At 59.6% G+C, this 22409-nt stretch carries 21 protein-coding genes; 10 read left to right on the top strand and 11 right to left on the bottom strand.

Features of this window, described 5'->3' with window-relative positions:
* Window positions 1-2: 2 nt before the first annotated feature.
* The 3 genes from MHZ97_RS12585 to MHZ97_RS12575 all read right to left on the bottom strand — a co-directional run bounded on the left by MHZ97_RS12585 (window position 3) and on the right by MHZ97_RS12575 (window position 2415).
* On the bottom strand, window positions 3-1040 hold the full coding sequence (locus MHZ97_RS12585) for a substrate-binding domain-containing protein (RefSeq protein ID WP_103794327.1): 1038 nt from the start codon (window positions 1038-1040) through the stop codon (window positions 3-5).
* A gap of 126 nt (window positions 1041-1166) precedes the next feature.
* Window positions 1167-1775 carry a DsrE family protein gene (locus tag MHZ97_RS12580; protein WP_103794328.1) on the bottom strand — a complete coding sequence of 203 codons (609 nt, stop codon included), beginning with the start codon at window positions 1773-1775 and terminating at the stop codon, window positions 1167-1169.
* 34 nt (window positions 1776-1809) lie between these two features.
* Window positions 1810-2415, bottom strand: a complete 606-nt coding sequence (locus tag MHZ97_RS12575) for a DsrE family protein (protein ID WP_103794329.1) — start codon at window positions 2413-2415, stop codon at window positions 1810-1812.
* 735 nt (window positions 2416-3150) lie between these two features.
* On the opposite strand from MHZ97_RS12575, the gene MHZ97_RS12570 reads away from it, so the two are divergent.
* Together MHZ97_RS12570 and arsC are read left to right on the top strand one after the other, a co-directional pair.
* Window positions 3151-4614, top strand: coding sequence for a M48 family metallopeptidase (locus tag MHZ97_RS12570; protein ID WP_239314748.1), 1464 nt, complete (start codon window positions 3151-3153; stop codon window positions 4612-4614).
* A gap of 6 nt (window positions 4615-4620) precedes the next feature.
* On the top strand, window positions 4621-4962 hold the full coding sequence (arsC, locus tag MHZ97_RS12565; RefSeq protein WP_103794331.1) for an arsenate reductase (glutaredoxin): 342 nt from the start codon (window positions 4621-4623) through the stop codon (window positions 4960-4962).
* Here arsC and hda read toward each other — a convergent pair.
* The 3 genes from hda to upp all read right to left on the bottom strand — a co-directional run bounded on the left by hda (window position 4959) and on the right by upp (window position 7727).
* Window positions 4959-5660, bottom strand: a complete 702-nt coding sequence (hda, locus tag MHZ97_RS12560) for a DnaA inactivator Hda (RefSeq protein ID WP_224481766.1) — start codon at window positions 5658-5660, stop codon at window positions 4959-4961. The genes arsC and hda overlap by 4 nt on opposite strands.
* Before the next feature lie 90 nt (window positions 5661-5750).
* Window positions 5751-7034: a uracil permease gene (uraA, locus tag MHZ97_RS12555; RefSeq protein ID WP_239314777.1), complete on the bottom strand. Its 1284-nt coding sequence runs from the start codon at window positions 7032-7034 to the stop codon at window positions 5751-5753.
* Window positions 7035-7100: 66 nt separating this feature from the next.
* On the bottom strand, window positions 7101-7727 hold the full coding sequence (gene upp / locus MHZ97_RS12550) for a uracil phosphoribosyltransferase (RefSeq protein ID WP_103794333.1): 627 nt from the start codon (window positions 7725-7727) through the stop codon (window positions 7101-7103).
* 239 nt (window positions 7728-7966) lie between these two features.
* Between upp and purM the strand changes: the two genes are divergently transcribed.
* Entirely contained in the window at window positions 7967-9007 is a 1041-nt protein-coding gene (purM, locus tag MHZ97_RS12545; protein ID WP_103794334.1) for a phosphoribosylformylglycinamidine cyclo-ligase, read from the top strand.
* Window positions 9004-9642: a phosphoribosylglycinamide formyltransferase gene (purN, locus tag MHZ97_RS12540; RefSeq protein WP_103794335.1), complete on the top strand. Its 639-nt coding sequence runs from the start codon at window positions 9004-9006 to the stop codon at window positions 9640-9642. The genes purM and purN overlap by 4 nt, the downstream gene beginning before the upstream one ends.
* A gap of 222 nt (window positions 9643-9864) precedes the next feature.
* On the opposite strand, the gene pstB is transcribed toward purN, so the two are convergent.
* Genes pstB through MHZ97_RS12525 form a run of 3 tightly spaced genes read right to left on the bottom strand, consistent with a single transcriptional unit; the run spans window position 9865 to window position 14366 of the window.
* The gene (gene pstB, locus MHZ97_RS12535) at window positions 9865-10632 is read right to left on the bottom strand and encodes a phosphate ABC transporter ATP-binding protein PstB (protein WP_103794336.1); all 768 of its coding nucleotides are present in this window, start codon (window positions 10630-10632) and stop codon (window positions 9865-9867) included.
* A gap of 12 nt (window positions 10633-10644) precedes the next feature.
* Window positions 10645-12285 carry a phosphate ABC transporter permease PstA gene (gene pstA / locus MHZ97_RS12530; RefSeq protein ID WP_239314749.1) on the bottom strand — a complete coding sequence of 547 codons (1641 nt, stop codon included), beginning with the start codon at window positions 12283-12285 and terminating at the stop codon, window positions 10645-10647.
* The gene (locus MHZ97_RS12525) at window positions 12282-14366 is read right to left on the bottom strand and encodes an ABC transporter permease subunit (RefSeq protein ID WP_239314750.1); all 2085 of its coding nucleotides are present in this window, start codon (window positions 14364-14366) and stop codon (window positions 12282-12284) included. The genes pstA and MHZ97_RS12525 overlap by 4 nt, the downstream gene beginning before the upstream one ends.
* A gap of 151 nt (window positions 14367-14517) precedes the next feature.
* Between MHZ97_RS12525 and ppk1 the strand changes: the two genes are divergently transcribed.
* The 5 genes from ppk1 to mgtE all read left to right on the top strand — a co-directional run bounded on the left by ppk1 (window position 14518) and on the right by mgtE (window position 20621).
* The gene (gene ppk1 / locus MHZ97_RS12520; RefSeq protein WP_103794339.1) at window positions 14518-16578 is read left to right on the top strand and encodes a polyphosphate kinase 1; all 2061 of its coding nucleotides are present in this window, start codon (window positions 14518-14520) and stop codon (window positions 16576-16578) included.
* 3 nt (window positions 16579-16581) lie between these two features.
* Entirely contained in the window at window positions 16582-18108 is a 1527-nt protein-coding gene (gene ppx / locus MHZ97_RS12515; protein ID WP_103794340.1) for an exopolyphosphatase, read from the top strand.
* A 45-nt stretch (window positions 18109-18153) separates the two neighbouring features.
* On the top strand, window positions 18154-18750 hold the full coding sequence (tehB, locus tag MHZ97_RS12510; RefSeq protein WP_199187285.1) for a tellurite resistance methyltransferase TehB: 597 nt from the start codon (window positions 18154-18156) through the stop codon (window positions 18748-18750).
* A 122-nt stretch (window positions 18751-18872) separates the two neighbouring features.
* Window positions 18873-19064: a YfgG family protein gene (locus MHZ97_RS12505; RefSeq protein WP_103794342.1), complete on the top strand. Its 192-nt coding sequence runs from the start codon at window positions 18873-18875 to the stop codon at window positions 19062-19064.
* 123 nt (window positions 19065-19187) lie between these two features.
* Window positions 19188-20621, top strand: coding sequence for a magnesium transporter (gene mgtE / locus MHZ97_RS12500; protein WP_103794343.1), 1434 nt, complete (start codon window positions 19188-19190; stop codon window positions 20619-20621).
* Here mgtE and MHZ97_RS12495 read toward each other — a convergent pair.
* On the bottom strand, window positions 20615-21139 hold the full coding sequence (locus MHZ97_RS12495) for an AlpA family transcriptional regulator (protein WP_239314751.1): 525 nt from the start codon (window positions 21137-21139) through the stop codon (window positions 20615-20617). The genes mgtE and MHZ97_RS12495 overlap by 7 nt on opposite strands.
* Window positions 21140-21403: 264 nt before the next feature.
* Between MHZ97_RS12495 and MHZ97_RS12490 the strand changes: the two genes are divergently transcribed.
* The gene (locus tag MHZ97_RS12490) at window positions 21404-21583 is read left to right on the top strand and encodes a hypothetical protein (RefSeq protein ID WP_033753879.1); all 180 of its coding nucleotides are present in this window, start codon (window positions 21404-21406) and stop codon (window positions 21581-21583) included.
* Window positions 21584-21599: 16 nt separating this feature from the next.
* Here MHZ97_RS12490 and MHZ97_RS12485 read toward each other — a convergent pair whose 3' ends face one another.
* The gene (locus MHZ97_RS12485) at window positions 21600-22382 is read right to left on the bottom strand and encodes a DUF3750 domain-containing protein (RefSeq protein WP_239314752.1); all 783 of its coding nucleotides are present in this window, start codon (window positions 22380-22382) and stop codon (window positions 21600-21602) included.
* Window positions 22383-22409 lie beyond the last annotated feature (27 nt).

Below are 22409 nucleotides of genomic sequence, written 5' to 3'. Positions count from 1 at the left end.
TTTCATTCTCTTGTGCGTTGACATGTGGATTCCCTGGAATTAACGAAGGTAGAGCGCGGTGCGGGCGCGATGCTTTCGCCCAGCCGCAGATGGTGCGCCAGCATGCGAAGCCCGCCGCTGGCGTGTTGTAACAGCATATCGATGGCGCAGGCACCGAGCAGATCGCTGGGCTGCACCACCGAGGCAAGCGAGGGCGTCAGATGCTCGCCGGTTTCAATGCCATCGAAGCCCATAACGGAAAGCTGCGTCGGCACCTGAACGCCCGCGCGCGCGGCGGCGCCCATCAGGCTGATGGCCAGCAGGTCGTTACTGCAGATCACCGCGGTCAGCGGATTAGCCCCCTGCAGGCGCGGTTGCAGCTGTTGAAAGTCGGAGCGCGTATGGCTCGGCATCTCGATCAGCGGAAAGGGTTTCAGACCCGCCTGCCGCATGGCGTCGCAGTAGCCGAGAAAACGCTGCTGCGCCCGATCGGACTGCCAGACAGGGCCGGTCACCATGCCGATATGGCCGTGCCCCAGCCCCAGCAGATGTTCGACCGCTTCGGCCATCGCGCGCCGGTTATCGACGCAGACGCTCGGCCAGCTGGCGCACTGCGGCACGTTGTGCGCCAGCACAAAGGGCATCTGCGCCGCGGCCAGCGTCGGCAGCACCGCGCTGCGGTCCGCGTCAGCCACCGTTAACACCAGCCCGGCGACGCGCTGACGCAGCATATGTTCGACGATTGCCGCCTCGCGCTCGGCCTGATAGTCGCTGGTGGCGACCAGCAGCCCGAAGCCGGCCAGCCGCGCCTGACGCTCCATCGCCTGCAGCTGATGAGCAAATACCGGATTGAGCAGCGAAGGCAGCAATACGCCAAGGGTGGTGGAGTGCTGGGTGCGCAGCTGACGCGCGATATGGTTAGGGCGGAAGCCGAGCTGGTCCGACGCCGCCAGCACCCGCTGCAGCGTGCTCTCTTTCAGCAGATGGGGATCGGAGAAGGCGCGCGCCGCCGTGGCGCGCGAGACGCCCGCCAGTTTCGCTACGCTTATTAAATCGGTCATTTTCTTCCCCTGATACGCTGATGAGAACGATCTCACTGGCGCTCAAACTAAAGGGGTTGTATGACAGAACAATCGCAGCGGAATGACGAAAAGATGACAGCGGCACGGGGCCGCTGTCGAGGGGGGTTACAGCATCAGGAAGGCGTAGCCTTCGTTCTGCAGCGTCGCCACCGTGGTGCCGCTGGAGATAGTGTGGGTCACGCGCTGATCGATCCAGTCGCGCTGCAGATTGTGAAAGGCCACCGACTGGTCGCAGATCGAGACCTGCACGCCCGCCTTCTTCAGCTCGTCGATCAGTTTAAGGTTAGGGTTATCCACACCATACGCCTTATGGAACTGATCGTTATTCAGCGCCGCCGGCACCGCATCGCTGTTGATCGACACCACGAATTTCAGCTGATCCAGCGGCACGCCTGCGGCGTAATAGAGGTTGGTCACGCGGGCAACGCGCTCCAGACCGAGATTCGGCTGACGAATATCGCCCTCATTGCGGTTAATCTGGAAAACAATTTTATTGCTCAGGCCCGGCACGGTACCGGGTTTAAAAGCGGGCGTGTCGACGTAGTGAATTTTGCCAAAGCCTTCAATTGCAGGCGTACTCCAGAAATCTGCTGGCTGTGTCGGGGTACTGGCAAATTTGCCGCTCACCTTGTCATATAATTCCGGCAGCTGTAATACATTACCGCCAATAAAACCGGCTATCGCTGCCACCACAATATAGGCCGCTGGACGCATCGTTATTCTCCTGCTCGTTATTTTTAAAGTGTGATTACATCTGTAGCCATGCGTAACCCTGATTTTCCAGGGTTGAGACCGTCGTTGGACTGGAGAGCGCATGAACCACTGATTTATCGATCCAGTCGTTGGGATAATGGTGGAAAGCCACCGACTGATCGCAGACGGAAACCTTCACGCCCAGCTTATCGAGCTGGCTGATCAGCTTGAGGTTGGGGTTATCTACGCCGTAAAACTGTTTGAAGTGGGCGTTATCCAGCATGGCAGGCGTTGCGTCGCCCGTTACCGAGACAACGAATTTCAGATCTTCCGCCGGCACGCCGGAGGCGACATAGAGGTTGACCACGCGCGCCACGCGCTCCAGGCCAAGGTTGACGTCGGTCATGGCGCCGTCGCTGCGGGTGATCTGGAAAACGATCTTATTACTCAGGCCCGCAACCGGCTTAAAGGCGGCATCCGGCTCGTAGTGGATCTTGCCGTAGCCGTCAACGGCGGGCGTGCTCCAGAAGCCGTCGGGATCGCTGGGTTTGGCGGCGAAATGGTTAACGACTTTTTGATAGAGCGCGCCGCTTTGGGTAACGCCCGCGCCAACAGCACCGCCAATAATGGCGATGAGCGCGTAAGATACAGCTGAACGCATAAATTATCTCCGGATAACAGCGTAGTGCTGGTTCACATCCCGAATTGGGTGAGCTATCTATACCACAGCCCCGCCGTGGCAAAAGGGCGCGGCGCTGACCGCCTGCGGCGCGTTAATTGCCAGGTGAACTATTCATTGTGCTAATTGATAAAGGCTTTCGATGGCGAAGCGCGCGCCTTTTAACATTGAAGTGGATCGATATTTATGCAGGGAGTGGCCTTAAATAAAATTAATTAGCCTGAAACTGATACCAGCTATTTATATTTACCGCAGAGGCTTCAGCGGCCATACCATCAAACTTATTGATTTTCGCTTTCGCGCCTTTTGCGCTGATAACGCGCTTTTTTCAGAGTAAGCCTGGAAAAAAACATGCCACATTCAGTTTTTTTGAGTAAATTTACATATCTTTAATTAAAAAGCGTGCTGAGGATCTCGCGCGTTTATAATAATGAGCTGCCCTCTCCGGCTCGCTTAAAAAAGCGACGCCTGTTACGGCGCTGCTATACCGGCGTTTCCCTTTTATGAAATAAATGCGCGTTTGGTTTTTCAACGAAAGCGCACCCGCCCCTAACGTTCAATTTTTTGCTGCAAAAGCGTCGCTGTAGCACAGGTTAATAGCGGATCAGACCGTTTCTTTCTTTTAAAGCTCTGGTTAAGATAGGCGCGACGCGTCTTTTACCCTGAAAAAGCACATTGTATTTTCCAGGCCGCAGAGTTTCTCTACAGGATCCAGGCATGTTGAACCGGTTAAAGAAAACGCTACTCGCCGCGCTGCTTCCCACCCTGATGCTGATGCCGCACGCGTCCGCCTGGGCCGACGTCAGCGACTCGCTGCCCGATATGGGCACGACCGCAGGCTCGACGCTCTCTATTGGCCAGGAGATGCAGATGGGCGACTTTTACGTGCGTCAGCTGCGCGCCAGCGCGCCCTTGATCAACGACCCGCTGCTTAATGAGTACATCAATCAGCTCGGCCAGCGACTGGTTGCCCATGCCGATTCGGTAAAAACGCCCTTTCACTTCTTTCTGATCCAGAACGACGAGCTTAACGCCTTCGCCTTCTTCGGCGGCAACGTAGTGCTGCACGCCTCGCTGTTTCGCTTTACCGAGAATGAGAGCCAGCTGGCGTCGGTGATGGCGCATGAAATCTCCCACGTCACCCAGCGCCATCTGGCGCGCGCGATGGAAGATCAGAAGCGCAACGCGCCGCTGACCTGGGTCGGCGCGCTGGGATCGATTCTGCTGGCGATGGCCAGCCCACAGGCGGGTATGGCGGCGCTGACCGGTACGCTGGCAGGCACCCAGCAGGGCATTATCAGCTTCACCCAGGGCAACGAGCAGGAGGCGGATCGCATCGGTATTCAGGTGCTGCAGCGCGCCGGATTCGATCCCGAAGCAATGCCCAACTTTTTACAGAAGCTGGCCGATCAGAGCCGCTTCTCGTCGAAGCCGCCGGAGATCCTGCTGACGCATCCCCTGCCCGACAGCCGTCTGGCAGACGCGCGCAACCGCGCCAACCAGATGCGCCCGGTAGTGGTGCAGTCCTCGCAGGATTACTACATGGCGAAAGTGCGCGCCCTCGGCATGTACGCCACCGGCCGTAATCAGCTGACCGACGAGCTGCTGGAGAGCTATAGCCACGGCAACAGCCGCGAACAGCAGGCGGCGCAGTACGGCAAAGCGGTGCAGTTTTTACAGGCGAAAAGTTTCGCCAGCGCGAAAAAGATCATCGAGCCGCTGCTGGCAAAGCAGCCCGACAATGTCTGGTATCTCGACATCATGACCGATATCGATATCGGTATGAATCAGCCGCAGCAGGCGATCGCCCGGCTTAACGCCGCGGGCGCGGCTAAAAACAGCCCGGTGGTACAGCTAAATCTGGCGAATGCTTACGTCGAGGCGAAACAGCCCGCTAACGCCAGCCGCATTCTGAATCGCTATACCTGGGCGCATCCAGACGATGTGAACGGCTGGGATCTGCTGGCGCAGGCGTCGGCGCAGCAGGGGCTGAATGATGAAGAGATGTCGGCGCGCGCCGAAACGCTGGCGCTTAACGGTCAGCTCGATCAGGCGATTACTACGCTGAGCAGCGCCAGCGCGCAGGTGCCGGTCGGCAGCCTGAAGCAGGCGCGCTATGACGCGCGTATCGACCAGCTTCGTCAGCTGCAAACTCGCTTTAAACAGTACCAAAAAGGATAATCGAGCATGGTCACCCTTTATCACAACCCGCGCTGCAGCAAGAGCCGCGAAACCCTGGCGCTGCTGGAGGCGAACGGCGTTAAGCCAGAGATTGTCCGCTATCTTGAGACCCCGCCCGATCGCGAGACGCTGCAAATTCTGCTGCAAAAGCTCGGCATGAGCAGCGTCCGGCAGCTGATGCGCACCAAAGAGGAACTTTATAAAACCCTGCGGCTGGAAAACGCCGATGAAGCGCAGCTGCTTGACGCGCTGGCGGCACATCCGGCGCTGCTGGAGCGGCCGGTGGTGATTAACGGCGATCGGGCGCGCATCGGCCGACCGCCGGAAGCGGTGCTGGCGATCCTTTAAAGCCCGAGCGTCTCTTTTACGAAAGGAATGGTGAGTTTGCGCTGCGCGCTGATCGAGGCGTGATCGAGGCGATCCAGCGTTTCGAACAGGGTGCGCATTTCGCGATCGAGGCGTTTCAGCATAAAGCGCCCGACATCTTCCGGCAGTTCAAAGCCCCGCATACCGGCGCGCAGCTGCAGCGCCTGCAGTTTGTCTTCATCGCTCAGCGGCTGCAGACGATAGATCTGGCCCCAGTCGAGGCGCGACGCCAGGTCAGGCAGATTAAGGTTAAGCTGCCGCGGCGGTCGGTCGCCGGTAATCAGCAGCCGGGTTTTACCGGTTTCCAGGATGCGGTTATAGAGATCGAAGATCGCCATCTCCCACGCCTCTTCGCCGGCGATGCACTCGATATTGTCGATGCAGACCAGCGCCAGATGCTCCATGCCGTCCAGCACGTCCGGCACAAACCAGGTGCGCTTATCCAGCGGCACATAGCCGACCGCCTCACCGCGCGCCGACATTTCCGCGCACGCCGCGTGCAGCAAATGGCTGCGGCCACCGCCTTCGCGCGACCAGAAATAGAGATAGCTGCCGTGTTGCTGACTGAGGGCGCCTTTCAGCGCGGCGATAAGCGACGGATTTTCCCCCGGCCAGAAGCTGGCGAAGGTCTCGTCGTCCGGTAAGTAAAGTGGCAGTGACAGTTGTGCCGGCGTGTTCAGAAGCACCTCAAAGAGAACAGGCAAAAAACGGGGCAAGTCTACCACAGTTTTCGCCGGGTGAGGATAACGGGCATCCCTGCCCGCACCGACTCAGTGACCGCCCTTCTCTTCAGCGTCCAGCACCACCTCTTCCGGGCGCAGCAGCGAGATAACGCGGAAGATCAGCGCCAGCAGCACCCCCACCAGCGTTGCCAGCGCCATGCCTTTCAGTTCGGCGGCGCCGATATGTACTTTCGCGCCGCTGACCCCGATGATCAGGATAACGGAAGTGAGGATCAGGTTTTGCGCCTTGCTGTAGTCCACTTTGGATTCGATCAGCACGCGAATGCCCGATGCGCCGATAACGCCATAAAGCAGCAGCGACACGCCGCCCATGACCGGCACCGGGATCGCCTGAATCGCCGCCGCCAGCTTGCCGACGCAGGAGAGCAGAATCGCGATGATTGCCGCCCCGCCGATTACCCAGGTGCTGTAGACGCGGGTAATCGCCATCACGCCGATGTTTTCGCCGTAGGTGGTATTCGGCGTCGAGCCGAAGAAGCCGGAGATCACGGTGGAAAGACCGTTAGCGAACATTGAGCGGTGCAGGCCGGGATCGCGGATCAGATCTTTTTTCACGATATTGGCGGTCACCACCAGATGCCCGACGTGCTCGGCGATCACCACCAGCGCGGCGGGCAGAATGGTCAGCATCGCCGCCCACTCAAAGCGCGGCGTATAGAAGGTAGGCAGCGCGAACCAGGGCGCGTTATAGACCGGCGTCCAGTCTACGATGCCCATAGCGAAGGAGAGCGCATAGCCCACGACCACCCCGACCAGAATCGGAATGATGGCGAGGAAGCCGCGAAACAGCACCGAGCCAAAAACGGTAACGGCCAGGGTGACCAGTGAAATAGTGATGGTGGTACCGTCAGCGCTGCTGCCTTCTGCCGGCAGCAGCCCCGCCATATTGGCCGCCACGCCCGCCAGCTCAAGACCAATCACCGCCACGATAGCGCCCATCGCCGCCGGCGGGAACATCACGTCGATCCAGCCGGTGCCGGCCTTTTTCACAATCAGCGCCACGATGCAGAACAGCAGGCCGCACAGAATAAAACCGCCCAGCGCCAGCTCATAGCCAAGCGGCAGCAGCAGCAGCACCGGCGAGATAAAGGCGAAGCTGGAGCCGAGATAGGCGGGAATCTTGCCCTTACAGATAAAGAGATAAAGCAGCGTGCCAACGCCGTTGAACAGCAGCACCGTCGCCGGGTTGATATGAAACAGAATGGGCACCAGCACCGTTGCGCCGAACATGGCGAACAGATGTTGCAGGCTGAGCGGTATGGTTTGCAGTAGCAGCGGACGTTCGCTAACGCCGATGGCGCGTCGAGTCATCATTTATCCCCTTAAAATGGTCTGTTTTTGCCAAAAAAAAGCCGACTCTCTGGTCGGCTGATGCAGTTATTTAGTTCCGAAAATTTTGTCGCCGGCATCGCCCAGCCCCGGAATGATATAACCTTTTTCGTTTAAGCCCTGATCGACAGACGCGGTATAAAGCTCAACGTCCGGATGCGCTTTCTCCAGCGCGGCGATGCCTTCCGGCGCCGCCACCAGCACCAGCACCTTAATGCTGCTGCAGCCCGCTTTCTTCAGCAGATCGATCGTGGCGATCATCGAACCGCCGGTGGCCAGCATCGGATCGACCACCAGCGCCAGTCGCTCTTCAATGTTGGAGACCAGCTTCTGAAAATAGGGTACCGGCTCCAGCGTCTCTTCGTCGCGATAGACCCCGACTACGCTGATGCGCGCGCTCGGCACATGCTCCAGCACGCCTTCCATCATCCCCAGACCGGCGCGCAGAATCGGCACCACAGTGATTTTTTTACCTTTGATTTGATCGATTTCTACCGGGCCGTTCCAGCCTTCAATAGTAACGCGCTCGGTTTCCAGGTCGGCGGTGGCTTCATAGGTCAGCAGACTGCCAACTTCCGACGCCAGCTCGCGGAAGCGTTTGGTACTGATATCGTGCTCACGCATCAAGCCCAGTTTATGTTTGACCAGCGGGTGTTTGACTTCCACGATCTTCATTGGTGTTCTCCCGGAATGAGTTGAGCTAAAAAAAAATCGCGGGATTATACCGCCTTTTTGCAAGCGCGCCATATGTCGTTGCGCAATGAGGCGACGTTTCGATCCGTTATTCAAGGATTGATGAAAATCGTCCGGCGCGCAATTTGACCTGGCAATGGGACTCGCAAACGTTTGCCTGCGCTGTTAGAATTGCCGCGCTTTTTGTTAACCACCAACCGCAATCGCGTGGGGATTCCGCAGTGACCGACAAGACCTCTCTCAGCTACAAAGACGCCGGCGTTGATATCGATGCTGGTAATGCTCTGGTTGATCGTATTAAAGGCGTAGTGAAAAAGACTCGTCGCCCGGAAGTGATGGGTGGGCTCGGCGGTTTCGGCGCCCTTTGCGCGCTACCGCAGAAATACCGCGAGCCGGTGCTGGTCTCCGGAACCGACGGCGTCGGCACCAAGCTGCGTCTGGCGATGGATCTGAAACGCCATGACGCTATCGGCATCGATCTGGTCGCCATGTGCGTGAACGATCTGGTGGTTCAGGGCGCGGAACCGCTGTTTTTCCTCGACTATTACGCCACCGGCAAGCTGGACGTCGAGACCGCCTCTGCCGTTATCACCGGCATCGCCGAGGGCTGCCTGCAGTCCGGCTGCGCGCTGGTAGGCGGCGAAACCGCGGAAATGCCGGGCATGTACCACGGCGAAGATTACGACGTGGCGGGATTCTGCGTCGGCGTGGTTGAGAAATCTGAAATTATCGACGGCTCAAAAGTGCAGGACGGCGACGTGCTGATCGCGCTCGGCTCCAGCGGCCCGCACTCCAACGGCTATTCGCTGGTGCGCAAAATCCTTGAGGTGAGCCAGACCGATCCGCTGACCAAACAGCTGGACGGCAGGCCGCTGGCGGATCACCTGCTGGAACCGACCCGAATCTACGTGAAAAACATTCTGAGCCTGATCGAGCAGGTCGATGTGCATGCCATTGCCCATCTGACCGGCGGCGGCTTCTGGGAAAACATTCCGCGCGTGCTGCCGGATAATACCCAGGCGGTCATCGACGAGAAGAGCTGGGAGTGGCCGGTGGTGTTTGACTGGCTGCAGCAGGCGGGCAACGTCAGCCGTCATGAGATGTACCGCACCTTTAACTGCGGCGTTGGCATGGTAATCGCGCTGAGCGCCGCCGAGGCGGACAAGGCGGTTGAGCTGATGCGCGCCGCAGGCGAAAAAGCCTGGAAGATCGGCGTCATCAAGGCGTCAGATGCCGAAGAGCGCGTGGTTATCAACGCATGAAAAAGCTGGTTGTACTGATCTCCGGTAACGGAAGCAATCTTCAGTCCATCCTCGACGCCTGCGCAAGCGGGCGGATTAACGGCAGCGTCGCTGCCGTTTTCAGTAATAAATCGACCGCTTACGGCCTGACGCGCGCGCGCGAAGCGGGCGTGCCGGCCCACGCGCTGGCGGCCAGCGATTTTGCCGACCGCGAAGCGTTCGATCGTCAGCTGATGCGGGAGATCGACGCCTACGCGCCGGATCTGGTGGTGCTGGCGGGCTATATGCGCATCCTGAGCAGCGCCTTCGTCGCGCACTATCAGGATCGCCTGCTGAATATTCACCCCTCTCTGCTGCCGAAATATCCGGGCCTGCACACTCATCGTCAGGCGCTGGAGAACGGCGACGCTGAACATGGCACCTCGGTGCATTTCGTTACCGACGAGCTGGATGGCGGCCCGGTGATCCTGCAGGCCCGCGTGCCGGTCTTCCCCGACGACACCGAAGATGAGATCACCGCGCGCGTGCAGCATCAGGAGCATGCGATCTATCCGCTGGTGATTAGCTGGTTTGTTGAAGGTCGGTTAGCGATGCGTGAAGGTCGGGCCTGGCTGGATAATCAGCCGCTGCCGCCGCAGGGCTACGCGCACGACTAGCCGATGCCCGACGGCTCACTCAGTCACAACGCAGGCGACATCAACTGAAGAGCAAAGCGTCCCGCGACAGGGGTAAAAACGCCGGGCGCGTTTTTGCCCAACCCAGCGCGCTGGCCCGGCAACGGGCGCGCCTCAGGGACGGGGTGCATCGTCGCGCGGGCCGGACGCGCAGGAAAGCAATGGACTTTGCGAGCGGGTGACGACCTGGGTAAGCCCCCTCTGCTAGCCGTAGCGGCCGGTAATATAATCCTCGGTGCGCCGGTTGCGCGGCGAGGTAAAGATGCGATCCGTTTCATCAAACTCCACCACCGCCCCCTGATGCATAAAGGCGGTGTAGTCGGAGACGCGCGACGCCTGCTGCATATTGTGGGTGACCAGCACCAGCGTAAAGTGCTGCTTCAGCGTGGTCATCAGCTCCTCAATCACCAGCGTCGAGATAGGATCGAGCGCCGACGTCGGCTCGTCCAGCAGCAACACTTCCGGTTCAATCGCGATGGCGCGGGCGATCACCAGACGCTGCTGCTGGCCGCTGGAGAGCGTCAGCGCATTCTGCCCCAGCTGATCTTTCACCTCGCCCCACAGCGCCGCAGCGCGCAGCGCGCGCTCGCACGCCTCGTTCAGCACCCGCCTGTCGCGCACGCCCTGCAGCCGCAGGCCGTAGACGACATTTTCATAGATCGACTTAGGAAAGGGATTGGGCCGCTGGAACACCATGCCGATGCGGCGGCGCAGCGCCGAGAGATCCTGCGACGGCTGCATAATAGCGTGGCTGCCCAGCAGGATCTCGCCCTCAATGCGACAGTTGTCTACCACGTCGTTCATGCGATTAAAGCAGCGCAGCAGCGTCGATTTGCCGCAGCCGGAAGGCCCGATCAGCGCGGTGATGCGCTTCTCAGGGATACGCAGCGAAATATCATGCAGCGCCTGACGATCGCCATACCATAACGAAAGGTGGTTTAGCGTCAGCGCCGTTTCGGTATCGGGCATCATAGTCATCATCTTTTATTGGGTCATCAGGCGATAGCGTTCGCGCAGCCGATGGCGCAGCGCCATCGCCAGCAGGTTGAGCGACAGAATAATTGTCACCAGCAGCAGCGCCGTAGCGTAGACCAGCGGGCGGTCCGCCTCGACGTTGGGACTCTGAAAGGCGAGATCGTAGATCTGGAAGCCGAGGTGCATAAATTTGCGGTCGAGATGCAGCCAGGGAAAAACCGCGTCAACCGGCAGCTCCGGCACCATCTTCACCACGCCCACCAGCATCAGCGGCGCGGTCTCTCCTGCGGCGCGCGCCACCGCCAGTATCAGGCCGGTGAGCATCGCCGGCAGCGCCATCGGCAGCACCACGTGCCACAGCGTCTCCGCCTGGGTGGCGCCCAGCGCCAGCGAGCCCTGACGCAGCGAGTCGGGGATGCGCGACAGCCCCTCTTCGGTGGCGACGATCACCACCGGCAGCGTCAGCAGCGCCAGCGTCAGCGACGCCCACAGTAGCCCCGGCGTGCCGAAGGTAGGATTGGGCAACGCGCGGGAAAAGAAGAGCTGATCGAGCGTGCCGCCGACCAGCCAGACGAAAAAGCCCAGCCCGAACACGCCATACACAATTGACGGCACGCCCGCCAGATTGACCACCGCAATGCGCACCAGCCGCGTCAGGGCGTTGCGGCCGGCATATTCATGCAGCCAGATAGCGGCGATAACGCCGAACGGCATCACCACCAGCGACATCAGCAGCACCATCAGCACGGTGCCGAAAATCGCCGGAAACGCGCCGCTGTCGCTTTCACCATTTGCGGGCGAATCGCTGACGAAATGCCAGATCTGACGCAGCGCGTGGGTTAGCTTCTGCTGCGCGTTCATGGCGTTAGGACGCCAGGCTTCAACCACCTGTGCCAGCGGAATGGCGTGCTCGCGCCCCTGCGCGTCGCGCAGCATCAGCACGTCACGCTGGCTCTGGCGCTGTAAATCAGCCAGCTGGCTGCTGAGCAGGACGAAACGGCGCTGCAGCGCCGCCTGGTTGGCCTCAAACTCCGACAGCGCGCGCGTATCGAACTGCTGCTGCTGCCGCAGCCGATCGGCGCGCGCGTCCAGCGCCGCCAGCTGATCGTTGAGCCGCGTCAGATCGACGTGGCGAATGCGGTTGATTTTATGCAGCAGTTCGCGCACCTGCCCCAGCCGCTGATGCAGCAGCGCATCGGGATCGCGCGCCGTCAGCGCCTCATTATCTTCGCGCAGGCCAGTAAACCAGCCGTAGGCGTTGCCGCCGCCGCGCCGCTGCAGCACCATGACCTCTTTTGGCTGGCTCACCCTCAGCGCTTCGCGCGCATAGATTACGCGGAAATCGGGCGCATCCCAGTCGCGGTTGCCGGTTTTAATCAGGTAGCGATGGAGATGGCTGACCGGCGGCGACGCCCCGCTCTCTGCCGCGGGGGCGGGAAAATGTGGCTGATGCTCAAGGGTTTCCCCCAGCAGCGCCGTTGTCTCCCCTTCCGGCTGCGTCAGCTGGTAGAGATCGACGCGCTGCGGCCAGAAGGCGCGCATGCCCTGCCAAGCCAGCAGCGCAATCAGCAGGGTAAAGGCCAGCAGGCAGACGGCGACCGCGCCTGCGGTCAGCCAGCGCCAGCGGTCGTTTTGTCGCATCGCCTTCATGCCTGGCCCTCGTGCTGGCTGTATCGCTGGCGCAGGCGCTGACGGATCAGTTCGGCCAGGGTGTTGATTATCAGGGTAAAGAGCAGCAGCACCAGCGCGCTGAGAAACAGAATCCGGTAGTGGGCGCTGCCTGCCGCGGCTTCCGGCATCTCGATGGCGATATTAGCGGAGAGCGCGCGCAGCCCGGAAAAGAGGCCGCCCTGGCTCTGCGGCGTATTGCCGGTCGCCATCAGCACGATCATGGTTTCACCCACCGCGCGGCCAAAACCGATCATCAGCGCGGCGAAAATTCCCGCCGACGCCCCCGGCAGCACCACGCGCGTCAGGGTCTGCCACGGCGTCGCGCCCAGCGCCAGCGACCCCTGCCCCAGCGCCGCGGGCACGCTGAACAGCGCATCTTCCGACAGCGTGAAGATCAGCGGCACCAGCGCGAAGCCCATTGCCAGTCCCGCCACCAGCAGGTTGCGCTGCTCATAGTGCGGCAGCCATTCCGCAGCGTCGCGCATCAGAAAGGTCGGGATAATCAGCGTGGCCAGCGTGACAATCAGCAGCAGCGGCAGCAGCAGCATCACCTCGCGTCCCGGTTGGCGCCAGCGCGGCGGCAGATGCCGGCTGAGTGCGCCGCAGATCAGCAGCGTCGCCGCCAGCGTCAGCGGCAGCAGCAAGACGCCGAGCAGCGCCTGGCTAATATGCGGTGCCAGCCAGAGTCCAGCGATAAGCCCGATCACCACGCTGGGCAGCGCGCCCATCATCTCAATCGCCGGCTTGACCCAGCGTCGCAGGCCCGGCGACATAAACCAGGCGGTATAGATCGCCGCCGCCAGCGCCAGCGGCGTGGCGAACAGCAGCGACAGCGCCGCCGCTTTCAGGGTGCCGGTGACCATCGGCATAAAGCTGAACTTGGCCTGATAGCTGTCTGCAGCGTTGGTGGACTGCCAGACCCAGTCCGGCGCGGGGTAGTTCTCATACCAGATTTTTTGCCAGAAGCTGCGCCAGCTCACGTCCGGCCAGGGGTTGTTAATGCGCAATAGCTGCCAGCTGCTGGCGCGCTCCAGCAGCAGCGCGTCGCCGCGCGGCGAAAACGCGGCATGCTCGACGCCCGCCGCCAGCTGGCGCTGCAGGATCGGGCCTGGCTGCTTGCTGGCGAAGAGCGCCAGCGCGCCGTCAGGCTCCAGGGTAGCGAAGACGCGGCGCTGCGGTTCCGTTACCACGGCGGCGGTCGGGCTGCTTCCGGCGAAGGTGCGGATTTCATGCAGCCGCGGCCCTTCCGCCCCGGCGATAGCGAACCACTGCGTTACGCCGCGTCCATCCTGAATCAATAAACTGCGCCCGCTCGCCAGCAGATGCAGGCTGCGCGGCGGCTGCGCCAGCGTCACGGTTTCGCGCAGCGTCGCGCGATCGTCGTCAAGCTGCCAGACGCGCAGCACATCGCCTTCGCTGGCATAGAGCAGATCGCCCTGCGGCGACAGCAGCAGATGGTCGGCATGGGCCTGCGGCAGATCCACGGCGCGCGGCGCCTGCTGAGGGGCCAGCGTCAGGACGCTGAGGCCCCTCTCGGTGACCAGAGCGATACGCCATCTGTTTTCGTTCAGCGTCGCCAGCGCCATCGCGTTCACCGCGCCGCCAGGGAGCCGCAGCGGCGTCTCGCCGAGCGGGAAGCGCCATTCGCCGTCGACGGGCTGCAGCAGCGTCAGCGCGCCCTGGGCGCTGAGCAACAGGGTGCGCCGGTCGGCGCTGCTGGCCGCCCGCTCAGGCGCGGGACGCAGCATCAGCGGCGTTTCGGCGGGCTGCCCGTTAAGCGGAATAAAGCGCGCCGCGCCGTCGCGTCCGATACGCCAGCCGCGATCGCCCTGATTGCCGATTATCAGCGCCGGCTCGCTGTCCCACAGCTGCTGCGCCGCCTGCTGATGAAGGCCAGGCGCAGCGAACAGCGGCAGGACCACCCAAATCAACCAGAAAAAGAGCAGCAGCATCAGCAGCAAAATAGCGATGCCGCAGGATGTGACCAGACGCCGCGTAAAACGATCGATTGCGCGGCGACGGCGGTCGCTGAAGTTGACGGGAATATGCTTTAGGCTCATGCGGCTCTGAATGAGATCGGTATTAAGCCGCTATGTTGCCCGTAGCTGGTTGATAAGACAACTATTGGCGTTGGACAAGGTTGCCATACTCTCGCCATAATGTTGATGGACACTGGTTCTTTAAGTCCTGCGAACGCGATATGGAGTCAGAATGGGTCAGGAAAAGCTGTATATAGAAAAAGAATTAAGCTGGTTATCCTTCAACGAGCGCGTCTTACAGGAAGCGGCCGATAAAACTAACCCGCTGATCGAACGTATGCGTTTTCTGGGGATCTATTCCAATAACCTTGATGAGTTTTACAAGGTGCGCTTTGCCGACCTTAAGCGTCGTATTCTGATTGGCGAGGAGCAGGGGTCGCCTGGCCTGCCGCGCCATCTGCTGAAGAAAATTCAGCAGCGCGTCATGAAGTCGGAGCAGGAATTCGACGGTCTCTATAACGAACTGCTGCTGGAGCTGGCGCGCAACCAGATCTTTTTGATCAACGAACGCCAGCTTTCCGCCAATCAGCAGGTGTGGCTGCGTCACTATTTCAAACACGATTTGCGCCAGCACATTTCGCCGATTCTGATTAATCACGACACCGATCTCACCGAATTCCTGAAAGATGACTACACCTATCTGGCGGTGGAGATTATTCGCGGCGATGATATTCGCTATGCGCTGCTGGAGATCCCCTCCGATAAAGTTCCGCGCTTCATCAACCTGCCGGCTGAATCACCGCGCCGACGCAAGCCGATGATCCTGCTGGACAATATTCTGCGCTACTGTCTCGACGACATCTTTAAAGGCTTCTTCGATTACGACGCGCTGAATGCCTATTCGATGAAGATGACGCGCGATGCGGAATACGATCTGGTGACGGAGATGGAGTCGAGCCTGCTGGAGCTGATGTCCTCTAGCCTTAAGCAGCGTCTCACCGCCGAGCCGGTGCGTTTCGTTTATCAGCGCGATATGCCGGACGCCATGGTGGAGCTGCTGCGTAATAAGCTGACCATCTCCAACTACGACTCCATCGTGCCGGGCGGCCGCTACCATAACTTTAAAGACTTTATCGGCTTCCCGGACGTGGGCAAAAGCAACCTGGTCAACCGTCCGCTGCCGCAGATCCGCCATATCGGCTTCGACGGCTTCCGCAACGGCTTCGACGCCATTCGTGACCGCGACATCCTGCTCTACTACCCCTACCACACCTTTGAGCATGTGCTGGAGCTGCTGCGTCAGGCCTCTTTCGACCCGAGCGTGCTGGCGATTAAAATCAACATCTATCGCGTTGCGAAGCGCTCGCGCATTATGGATGCGATGATACACGCCGCCTATAACGGCAAGAAAGTCACTGTGGTAGTGGAGCTGCAGGCGCGCTTCGACGAAGAGGCCAATATTTCGTGGGCCAAGCGCTTAACCGAAGCGGGCGTACATGTGATTTTCTCCGCGCCGGGCCTGAAAATTCACGCCAAGCTGTTTCTTATCTCGCGCCGGGAAGGCGACGAAGTGGTGCGCTACGCCCATATCGGCACCGGCAACTTCAACGAGAAAACCGCGCGCCTCTACACCGACTATTCGCTGTTAACCGCCGATGCGCGCATTACCAACGAAGTGCGCCGGGTATTCAACTTTATTGAAAACCCCTATCGCCCGGTGAGCTTCGAGCATCTGATGGTCTCGCCGCAGAACTCGCGTCAGATGCTTTATCAGCTGGTTGATGCAGAAATCGCCAATGCGCAGCAGGGTCGTCCGTGTGGCATTACGCTGAAAATTAACAACCTGGTGGATAACGGTCTGGTCGATCGTCTCTACGCGGCGTCGGGCGCAGGCGTTAAGATTAATCTGCTGGTGCGCGGCATGTGCTCGCTGATCCCTGACTTGCCCGGGATCAGTGAAAATATTCGCGTGATCAGTATCGTTGACCGCTATCTTGAGCACGATCGCGTCTATATTTTCGAAAACGGCGGCGACAAAAAAGTCTTCCTTTCTTCCGCCGACTGGATGACGCGCAACATCGATCACCGCATCGAAGTAGCGGTATCGATCCTCGATCCGCGCGTTAAGCAACGCATTCTGGACATTATCGCTATCCTGTTTAGTGATACGGTGAAAGCGCGTATCGTTGATAAAGAGTTGGGGAACCGCTATGTTCCGCGCGGCAATCGTCGTAAGGTCCGCTCTCAACTGGCGATTTATGATTACATCAAGAAACTGGAACAGCCTGAATAATCTATGCCCATTTCTCATAAAAGTACGCCGAGACCGCAAGAATTTGCGGCAATCGATCTTGGCTCAAACAGCTTTCATATGGTCATTGCGCGCGTGGTGGATGGCGCTCTGCAGGTGCTTGGCCGTCTGAAGCAGCGCGTGCATCTGGCTGACGGTCTCGACAGCAAAAATCGCCTGAGCGAAGAAGCGATAGAGCGCGGGCTGAGCTGCCTAGCGCTGTTTGCCGAGCGATTGCAGGGCTTCAGCGCGAGCAACGTCACCATTGTCGGCACCCATACGCTGCGCCAGGCGGTAAATGCAGAGGAGTTTCTGCAGCGCGCGGCTGAGGTGATCCCCTACCCTATCGAGGTCATTTCCGGCCATGAAGAGGCGCGCCTGATTTTTATGGGCGTCGAACATACGCAGCCGGAAAAAGGTCGCAAGCTGGTGATCGATATCGGCGGCGGCTCGACCGAACTGGTGATCGGCGAAAACTTCGAGCCGCAGCTGGTCGAAAGCCGACGCATGGGCTGCGTCAGTTTCGCCCAGCTCTATTTCCCTAACGGGGAGATCAGCCGCGAGAACTTCCGCCGCGCGCGCCTGGCAGCGACGCAGAAGCTGGAGACGCTGGCGTGGCAGTATCGCCTGCACGGCTGGCAGTATGCGCTCGGCGCGTCGGGCACCATTAAGGCGGCGTGCGAAGTGCTGCTGGCGATGGGCGAGAAAGAGAAGATGATCACGCCGGAGCGGCTGGATATGCTCTACGACGAGGTGATGAAGCATAAATCTTTCAGCGCGCTGAGCCTGCCGGGCCTCTCTGAAGAGCGTAAATCGGTGTTCGTGCCGGGTCTGGCGATTATCTGCGGCGTGTTTGACGCGCTGGCGATCCGCGAGCTGCGCCTCTCGGACGGCGCGCTGCGCGAAGGCGTGCTTTACGAGATGGAGGGCCGCTTCCGCCATCAGGATATCCGCAGCCGAACGGCGCAGAGCCTGGCGAACCATTACGCGATCGACAACGATCAGGCGCGTCGTGTGCTGGACACCACCGATCAGCTCTATCTGCAGTGGCGCGATCAAAATCCTAAGCTGGCGAATCCGCAGCTGGCGGCGCTGCTGAGGTGGGCGGCGATGCTGCACGAAGTGGGCCTCACCATCAACCACAGCGGCATGCAGCGCCACTCCGCCTATATTCTGCAAAACACCAACCTGCCTGGCTTTAACCAGGATCAGCAAACGCTGCTGGCGGCGCTGGTACGCTTTCACCGTAAAGCCGTCAAGGTCGAAGATCTGCCGCGCGTCATGCTGTTCAAGAAAAAACAGTTCCTGCCGCTGCTGTTCCTGCTGCGCCTTGGCACCTTACTCAATAATCAGCGTCAGGCGACCACCCGTCCCGACTCGCTGAAGCTGACGACCGACGAAGGCCACTGGACGCTGACGTTCCCGGCGGGCTATTTCAGCCAGAACAACCTGGTGCAGCTCGATCTGGAGCGTGAACAAACCTACTGGAACGAAGTCACCGGCTGGAAGCTGATGCTGGAAGAAGAAGCCTGAGCAGATGGGCGCCTGCGCCCTTCTGTTCTCTGATAAAAGCGAATCATGATTAAAACTGAAAACTATTTTGCCGAAACCTATGGCCTGACGCCGACCCATTCTGAAGTACTGGCGGCGCTGCCCCATCTTAATCCCGGCAAAGCGCTCGATCTCGGCTGCGGCAACGGCCGCAACAGCCTGTTTCTGAGCCAGAATGGCTTTGACGTCACCGCCTGGGATCACAATCCCGCCAGCCTGGCGCGTCTTGAGCAGATTGCCGCTCAGGAAGGCATCACCAACATTCATATCGAGCAGCGCGATCTGAATCAGACGCGTTTCAACGGCGGCTACACCTTTGTGCTCTCCACCGTGGTGATGATGTTTCTGCAGCCGGAGACCATTCCGCAGCTGATCGCCGATATGCAGGCGAGCACGGTAAGAGACGGGCATAACCTGATTGTGGCGGCGATGAGCACTGACGATTATCCCTGCCCGCTCGCCTTCCCTTTTACCTTTAAATCGGGCGAGCTGAGCCACTACTACCGTAACTGGCACATCCTGAAATATAACGAACACGTTGGTCAGCTGCATAAGCGCGACGAACAGGGCAACCGTATCAGTTGCCGCTTCGCCACGCTGCTGGCGCAAAAAGCCAGCCTGTAAAGCGGGGCTGCGCATGCGGCCCCTTTCACCCTGCTCTTTTTTTAATCATTGATTGATTTCAACGCAGCATTATGACTAAATGTTGCTATCGCCCGACAGGGTCATTACAGGAAACATTTCGCGTGAACAGCGCCATCCCTTCCCGAAGACGTGCCAAAACCAGTTCCTTTACCCGGATCGTGTTACTGATTAGCTTTATTATTCTCTTTAGCCGCCTGATCTTTATCCTGCCCGCCGCTTTTGAACATCATCAGCAGAAAAAAGCTGCGCCGGATGCCACTCCGTTGAGCACCACTATTCGCGACAGCCGTTAACCTTTTATGTCCTCTGCCTCCTCCGGCTAAACGCAGCCTGAATAACCGCGTCTTTTTTTGCGTCCTTTTGCGAGGCGAAACGCTACACTTCGTGCTGTAACTTTCAGACACAAAGGACTCGTTATGTCTGTCTCGCATACTCAACGTTTAAGTGAAATTCGTCATCGCATTCTGACGCTGCTGCTCAGTGAGCCAGATCTGGTAGAAGCATTGCTGGAGAAATCCGGCGATCGCACTCCTGAACAGCAACGTGAAAATGCGGCGCACCAGGCTGCGCTGGAGCAGGATATCGCTCAGCTGCACGCAGCAGATTTAGCCGATATCCTCGAAGCGCTGCCGGAAGAGGCGCGCCAGGCGCTGTGGCGTCTGGTGCCCGTCGCGAAGCGCGGCCATGTGCTGGTTGAGGCGTCGGAAACCGTCTGGGACAGCCTGACGGAAGAGATGAGCGATCGCGATATCCTGCGCGCCATTGAACCGCTCGATATCGACGACCAGGTGTGGCTGGCGCGCTACCTGCCGCGCGATCTGACCGGCCGTCTGCTCGCCTCGCTGGAGCCAGGGCAGCGGGCGCGCGTGCTCAGCGTGGTCGATTTCGATCGCGATCGCGTCGGGCGCATTATGGATTTCAATATTCTGACGGTGCGCGCCGACGTCACGCTGGCCACGGTGCAGCGCTATCTGCGCCACCGAAAAAGCATGCCGGACGGCACAGACAAGATTTTCATCACCGATGATGACAACCTGCTGCTGGGCGAGCTGTCACTGACCGATATTTTGCTCAACAAGCCGAAAAAGCGCGTCGAAGAGGTGATGAACACCTCGCCTACCACCTTTCAGCTCAACGACAAAGCCGAAGACGCGGCGGGCGCCTTTGAGCGCTATAACCTGATCTCCGCCGCGGTTATCGACGCCAAAGGCAAACTGATTGGCCGCGTCACCATTGAGGACGTGATCGACCTGGTTAACGAAGAGAACGAGAGCAATATTCGCCGCATGGGCGGTATCAGCCAGGAAGAGGATGTGTTCGCGCCGGTGCGCAAAGCCGTGCGCCGACGCTGGGCCTGGCTGGCGATCAATCTCTGTACCGCCTTTATCGCATCGCGCGTGATCGGGCTGTTTGAAGATACCATCTCGCAGCTGGTGGCGCTGGCGACGCTGATGCCGATTGTCGCCGGCATCGGCGGCAATACCGGCAACCAGACCATTACCATGATCGTGCGCGCGCTGGCGCTGCATCAGGTCGAGCCAGGCAACTTCTCGTTTCTGATTGGCCGCGAGCTGGGCGTAGCGCTGCTTAACGGCCTGTTCTGGGGCGGCACAATGGGGCTGATCACCTGGCTGATGTATGGCAATCTGCAGCTGGGCGGCGTGATGATGCTGGCGATGATGCTTAATCTGCTGCTGGCGGCGCTAATGGGCGTCTTGATCCCGCTGATTATGACCAAACTGAAGCGCGATCCGGCGGTTGGCTCCAGCGTCCTGATTACCGCCATTACCGATACCGGCGGCTTCTTTATTTTCCTTGGCCTGGCGACGCTGTTTCTGCTCCATCACTGATTACCGGCGTCAGCAGCGGAGGCGATGCAGTGCGCATAGCGCTGCATCGCCTGCTGCAGGTTAAGCCGCAGCGTCACCTGCGCCAGATCGCGCGTCCCGGCGGGGATAGCGTAGCTGCCGCGCTGCTCCAGCCATTCCAGCACGTCCGCCAGATGCCAGAGCGCGGTTTTGCCGTCATGCACCGGCTGCGGAAAGTGCGTACTGTGGTTCAGCATCAGCTTGCGCATATTCTGACGCGAAACGCCGATAATATCCGCCACGTCGGTCAGGCCAACAAAGTCGGGCGCCGCCTCAATAAGCTGCGCTTCCGGCACCGCGCGCTGTACATCCTGGATAGCGCTCAGCACCGCCCGCTTCGCGCTGGATGCCTCGCGGGTAAACTCCAGCGTCACTTTTCCCGGCACGCCCAGCCCGATGAGCGCATCGTCACATCCCGCTTCGATAAGCTGCTGCTGCAGTTGCTCTTCTGGCAAAAGCGGTTTCGGCAACTGAAAACGCAGCGTAAAGATATATTCCATGATTACTCCTTAGTGCAGTTTGCGCAGCGCCGCCTCTATCTCTCTATCTGGATGCCGTCTTCTTTCCATTTGCCTGTACCTTACGCCGGACTTATCTGGTTGTCAATTGACAACCAGACCAGAAAATATGGTCTGTAAAGCAGCCAGCCTGAAGCTATTTTATTCGGGTAATCTCAGGGAAAATCATAGAAGAGGCGCCGCAAAAAATTTTATGCAGGCGCGTATGGCGCGCCCTACACTTGCTTAAAACCCAAGGAGATAAGCATGTTTAAACCCGATGATTTTGTGCAGTCTAAAACCGGCGGCCCGAAGATGCTGGTGCTGCGCGTGGAAGGCGAGACGTTATGGTGCGCGCGCGTTGATGACGCGACGAAAAAAGAGATTGAGGTCAAGGCAGACAGCGTTAACCTCTACCATGAAGAGGGCGATTTCGGCGTCTGCTGAGGCCTGCGCCGGGCAGTCAGCCCGGCGGATTGTCCTGCTGAACGTTCTGATTACCGATGCCGCCAATAAACGGCAGCCGCAGACGAAGCGGCGTAAAATCTACGCCCATATTCAGCCCGAGCAGGTTCAGCTCAACGCCCTCTTCCGCACCGATGGTTACGCCAACTACGCCCAGCACGGAAACCTGAATGCCGCGACCTGACGGCGGCAAGCCAACCGGACGCCACAGCGGACGATAATCCTTGCCGAGCGCGTTGGCGGGCATATCGAGTTTCAGTGCCGGCACTTCCCGTCCGATATGGGCGAGAAAGGTGTTGCTGTTCGGCCCCGGCCAGGCGTGATAGGTGTTTGGCCAGGGATAAGAGCGGATCGCCGCCTCAATGCGCGGGATCATCGCCTCTGCCGCCTCGCCGCGATGCTCCACCAGCAGGCGCGGTTTTGCGCCGTACCAGTAGCCATCTGGCAGATTACTGTTGCGCCGCACTTTATCGCCGCTGCCCCAGCTAATTACCTCATAGCGGCTGTAGCGCGTCTCGCCTGCGCGCTTGAAAATTATCCACGGATGCACCGCTACCGCCCCTTTCCAGCCGTAGGTTGGCGCGGCGTAGACCTGCACGATCGCCTGCGCCGCATAGCGCTGTGGATCGGGTGCCAGGCCGGATGAATCGCGCCTTGCCGACCACCAGCCGCCCTGACCGCCCGATTGTTCGCCACTGCGCGTCGCCTGCGCCAGGCTGGCCCCCAGCGACAGCAGGATCACCAGCAGAATGCAGAAACTGAATGCCTTGAGTGGCAGCATAGATATTTCCTGGAATGAAAAGCGGAA

Origin of the sequence: Pantoea sp. ACRSC, from assembly GCF_022346785.1 — a bacterium.
Lineage (GTDB): Bacteria > Pseudomonadota > Gammaproteobacteria > Enterobacterales > Enterobacteriaceae > Pantoea > Pantoea alvi.
Note: the sequence above shows the minus strand (reverse complement) of the source record. Positions and strands in the feature narration are given on the sequence as shown.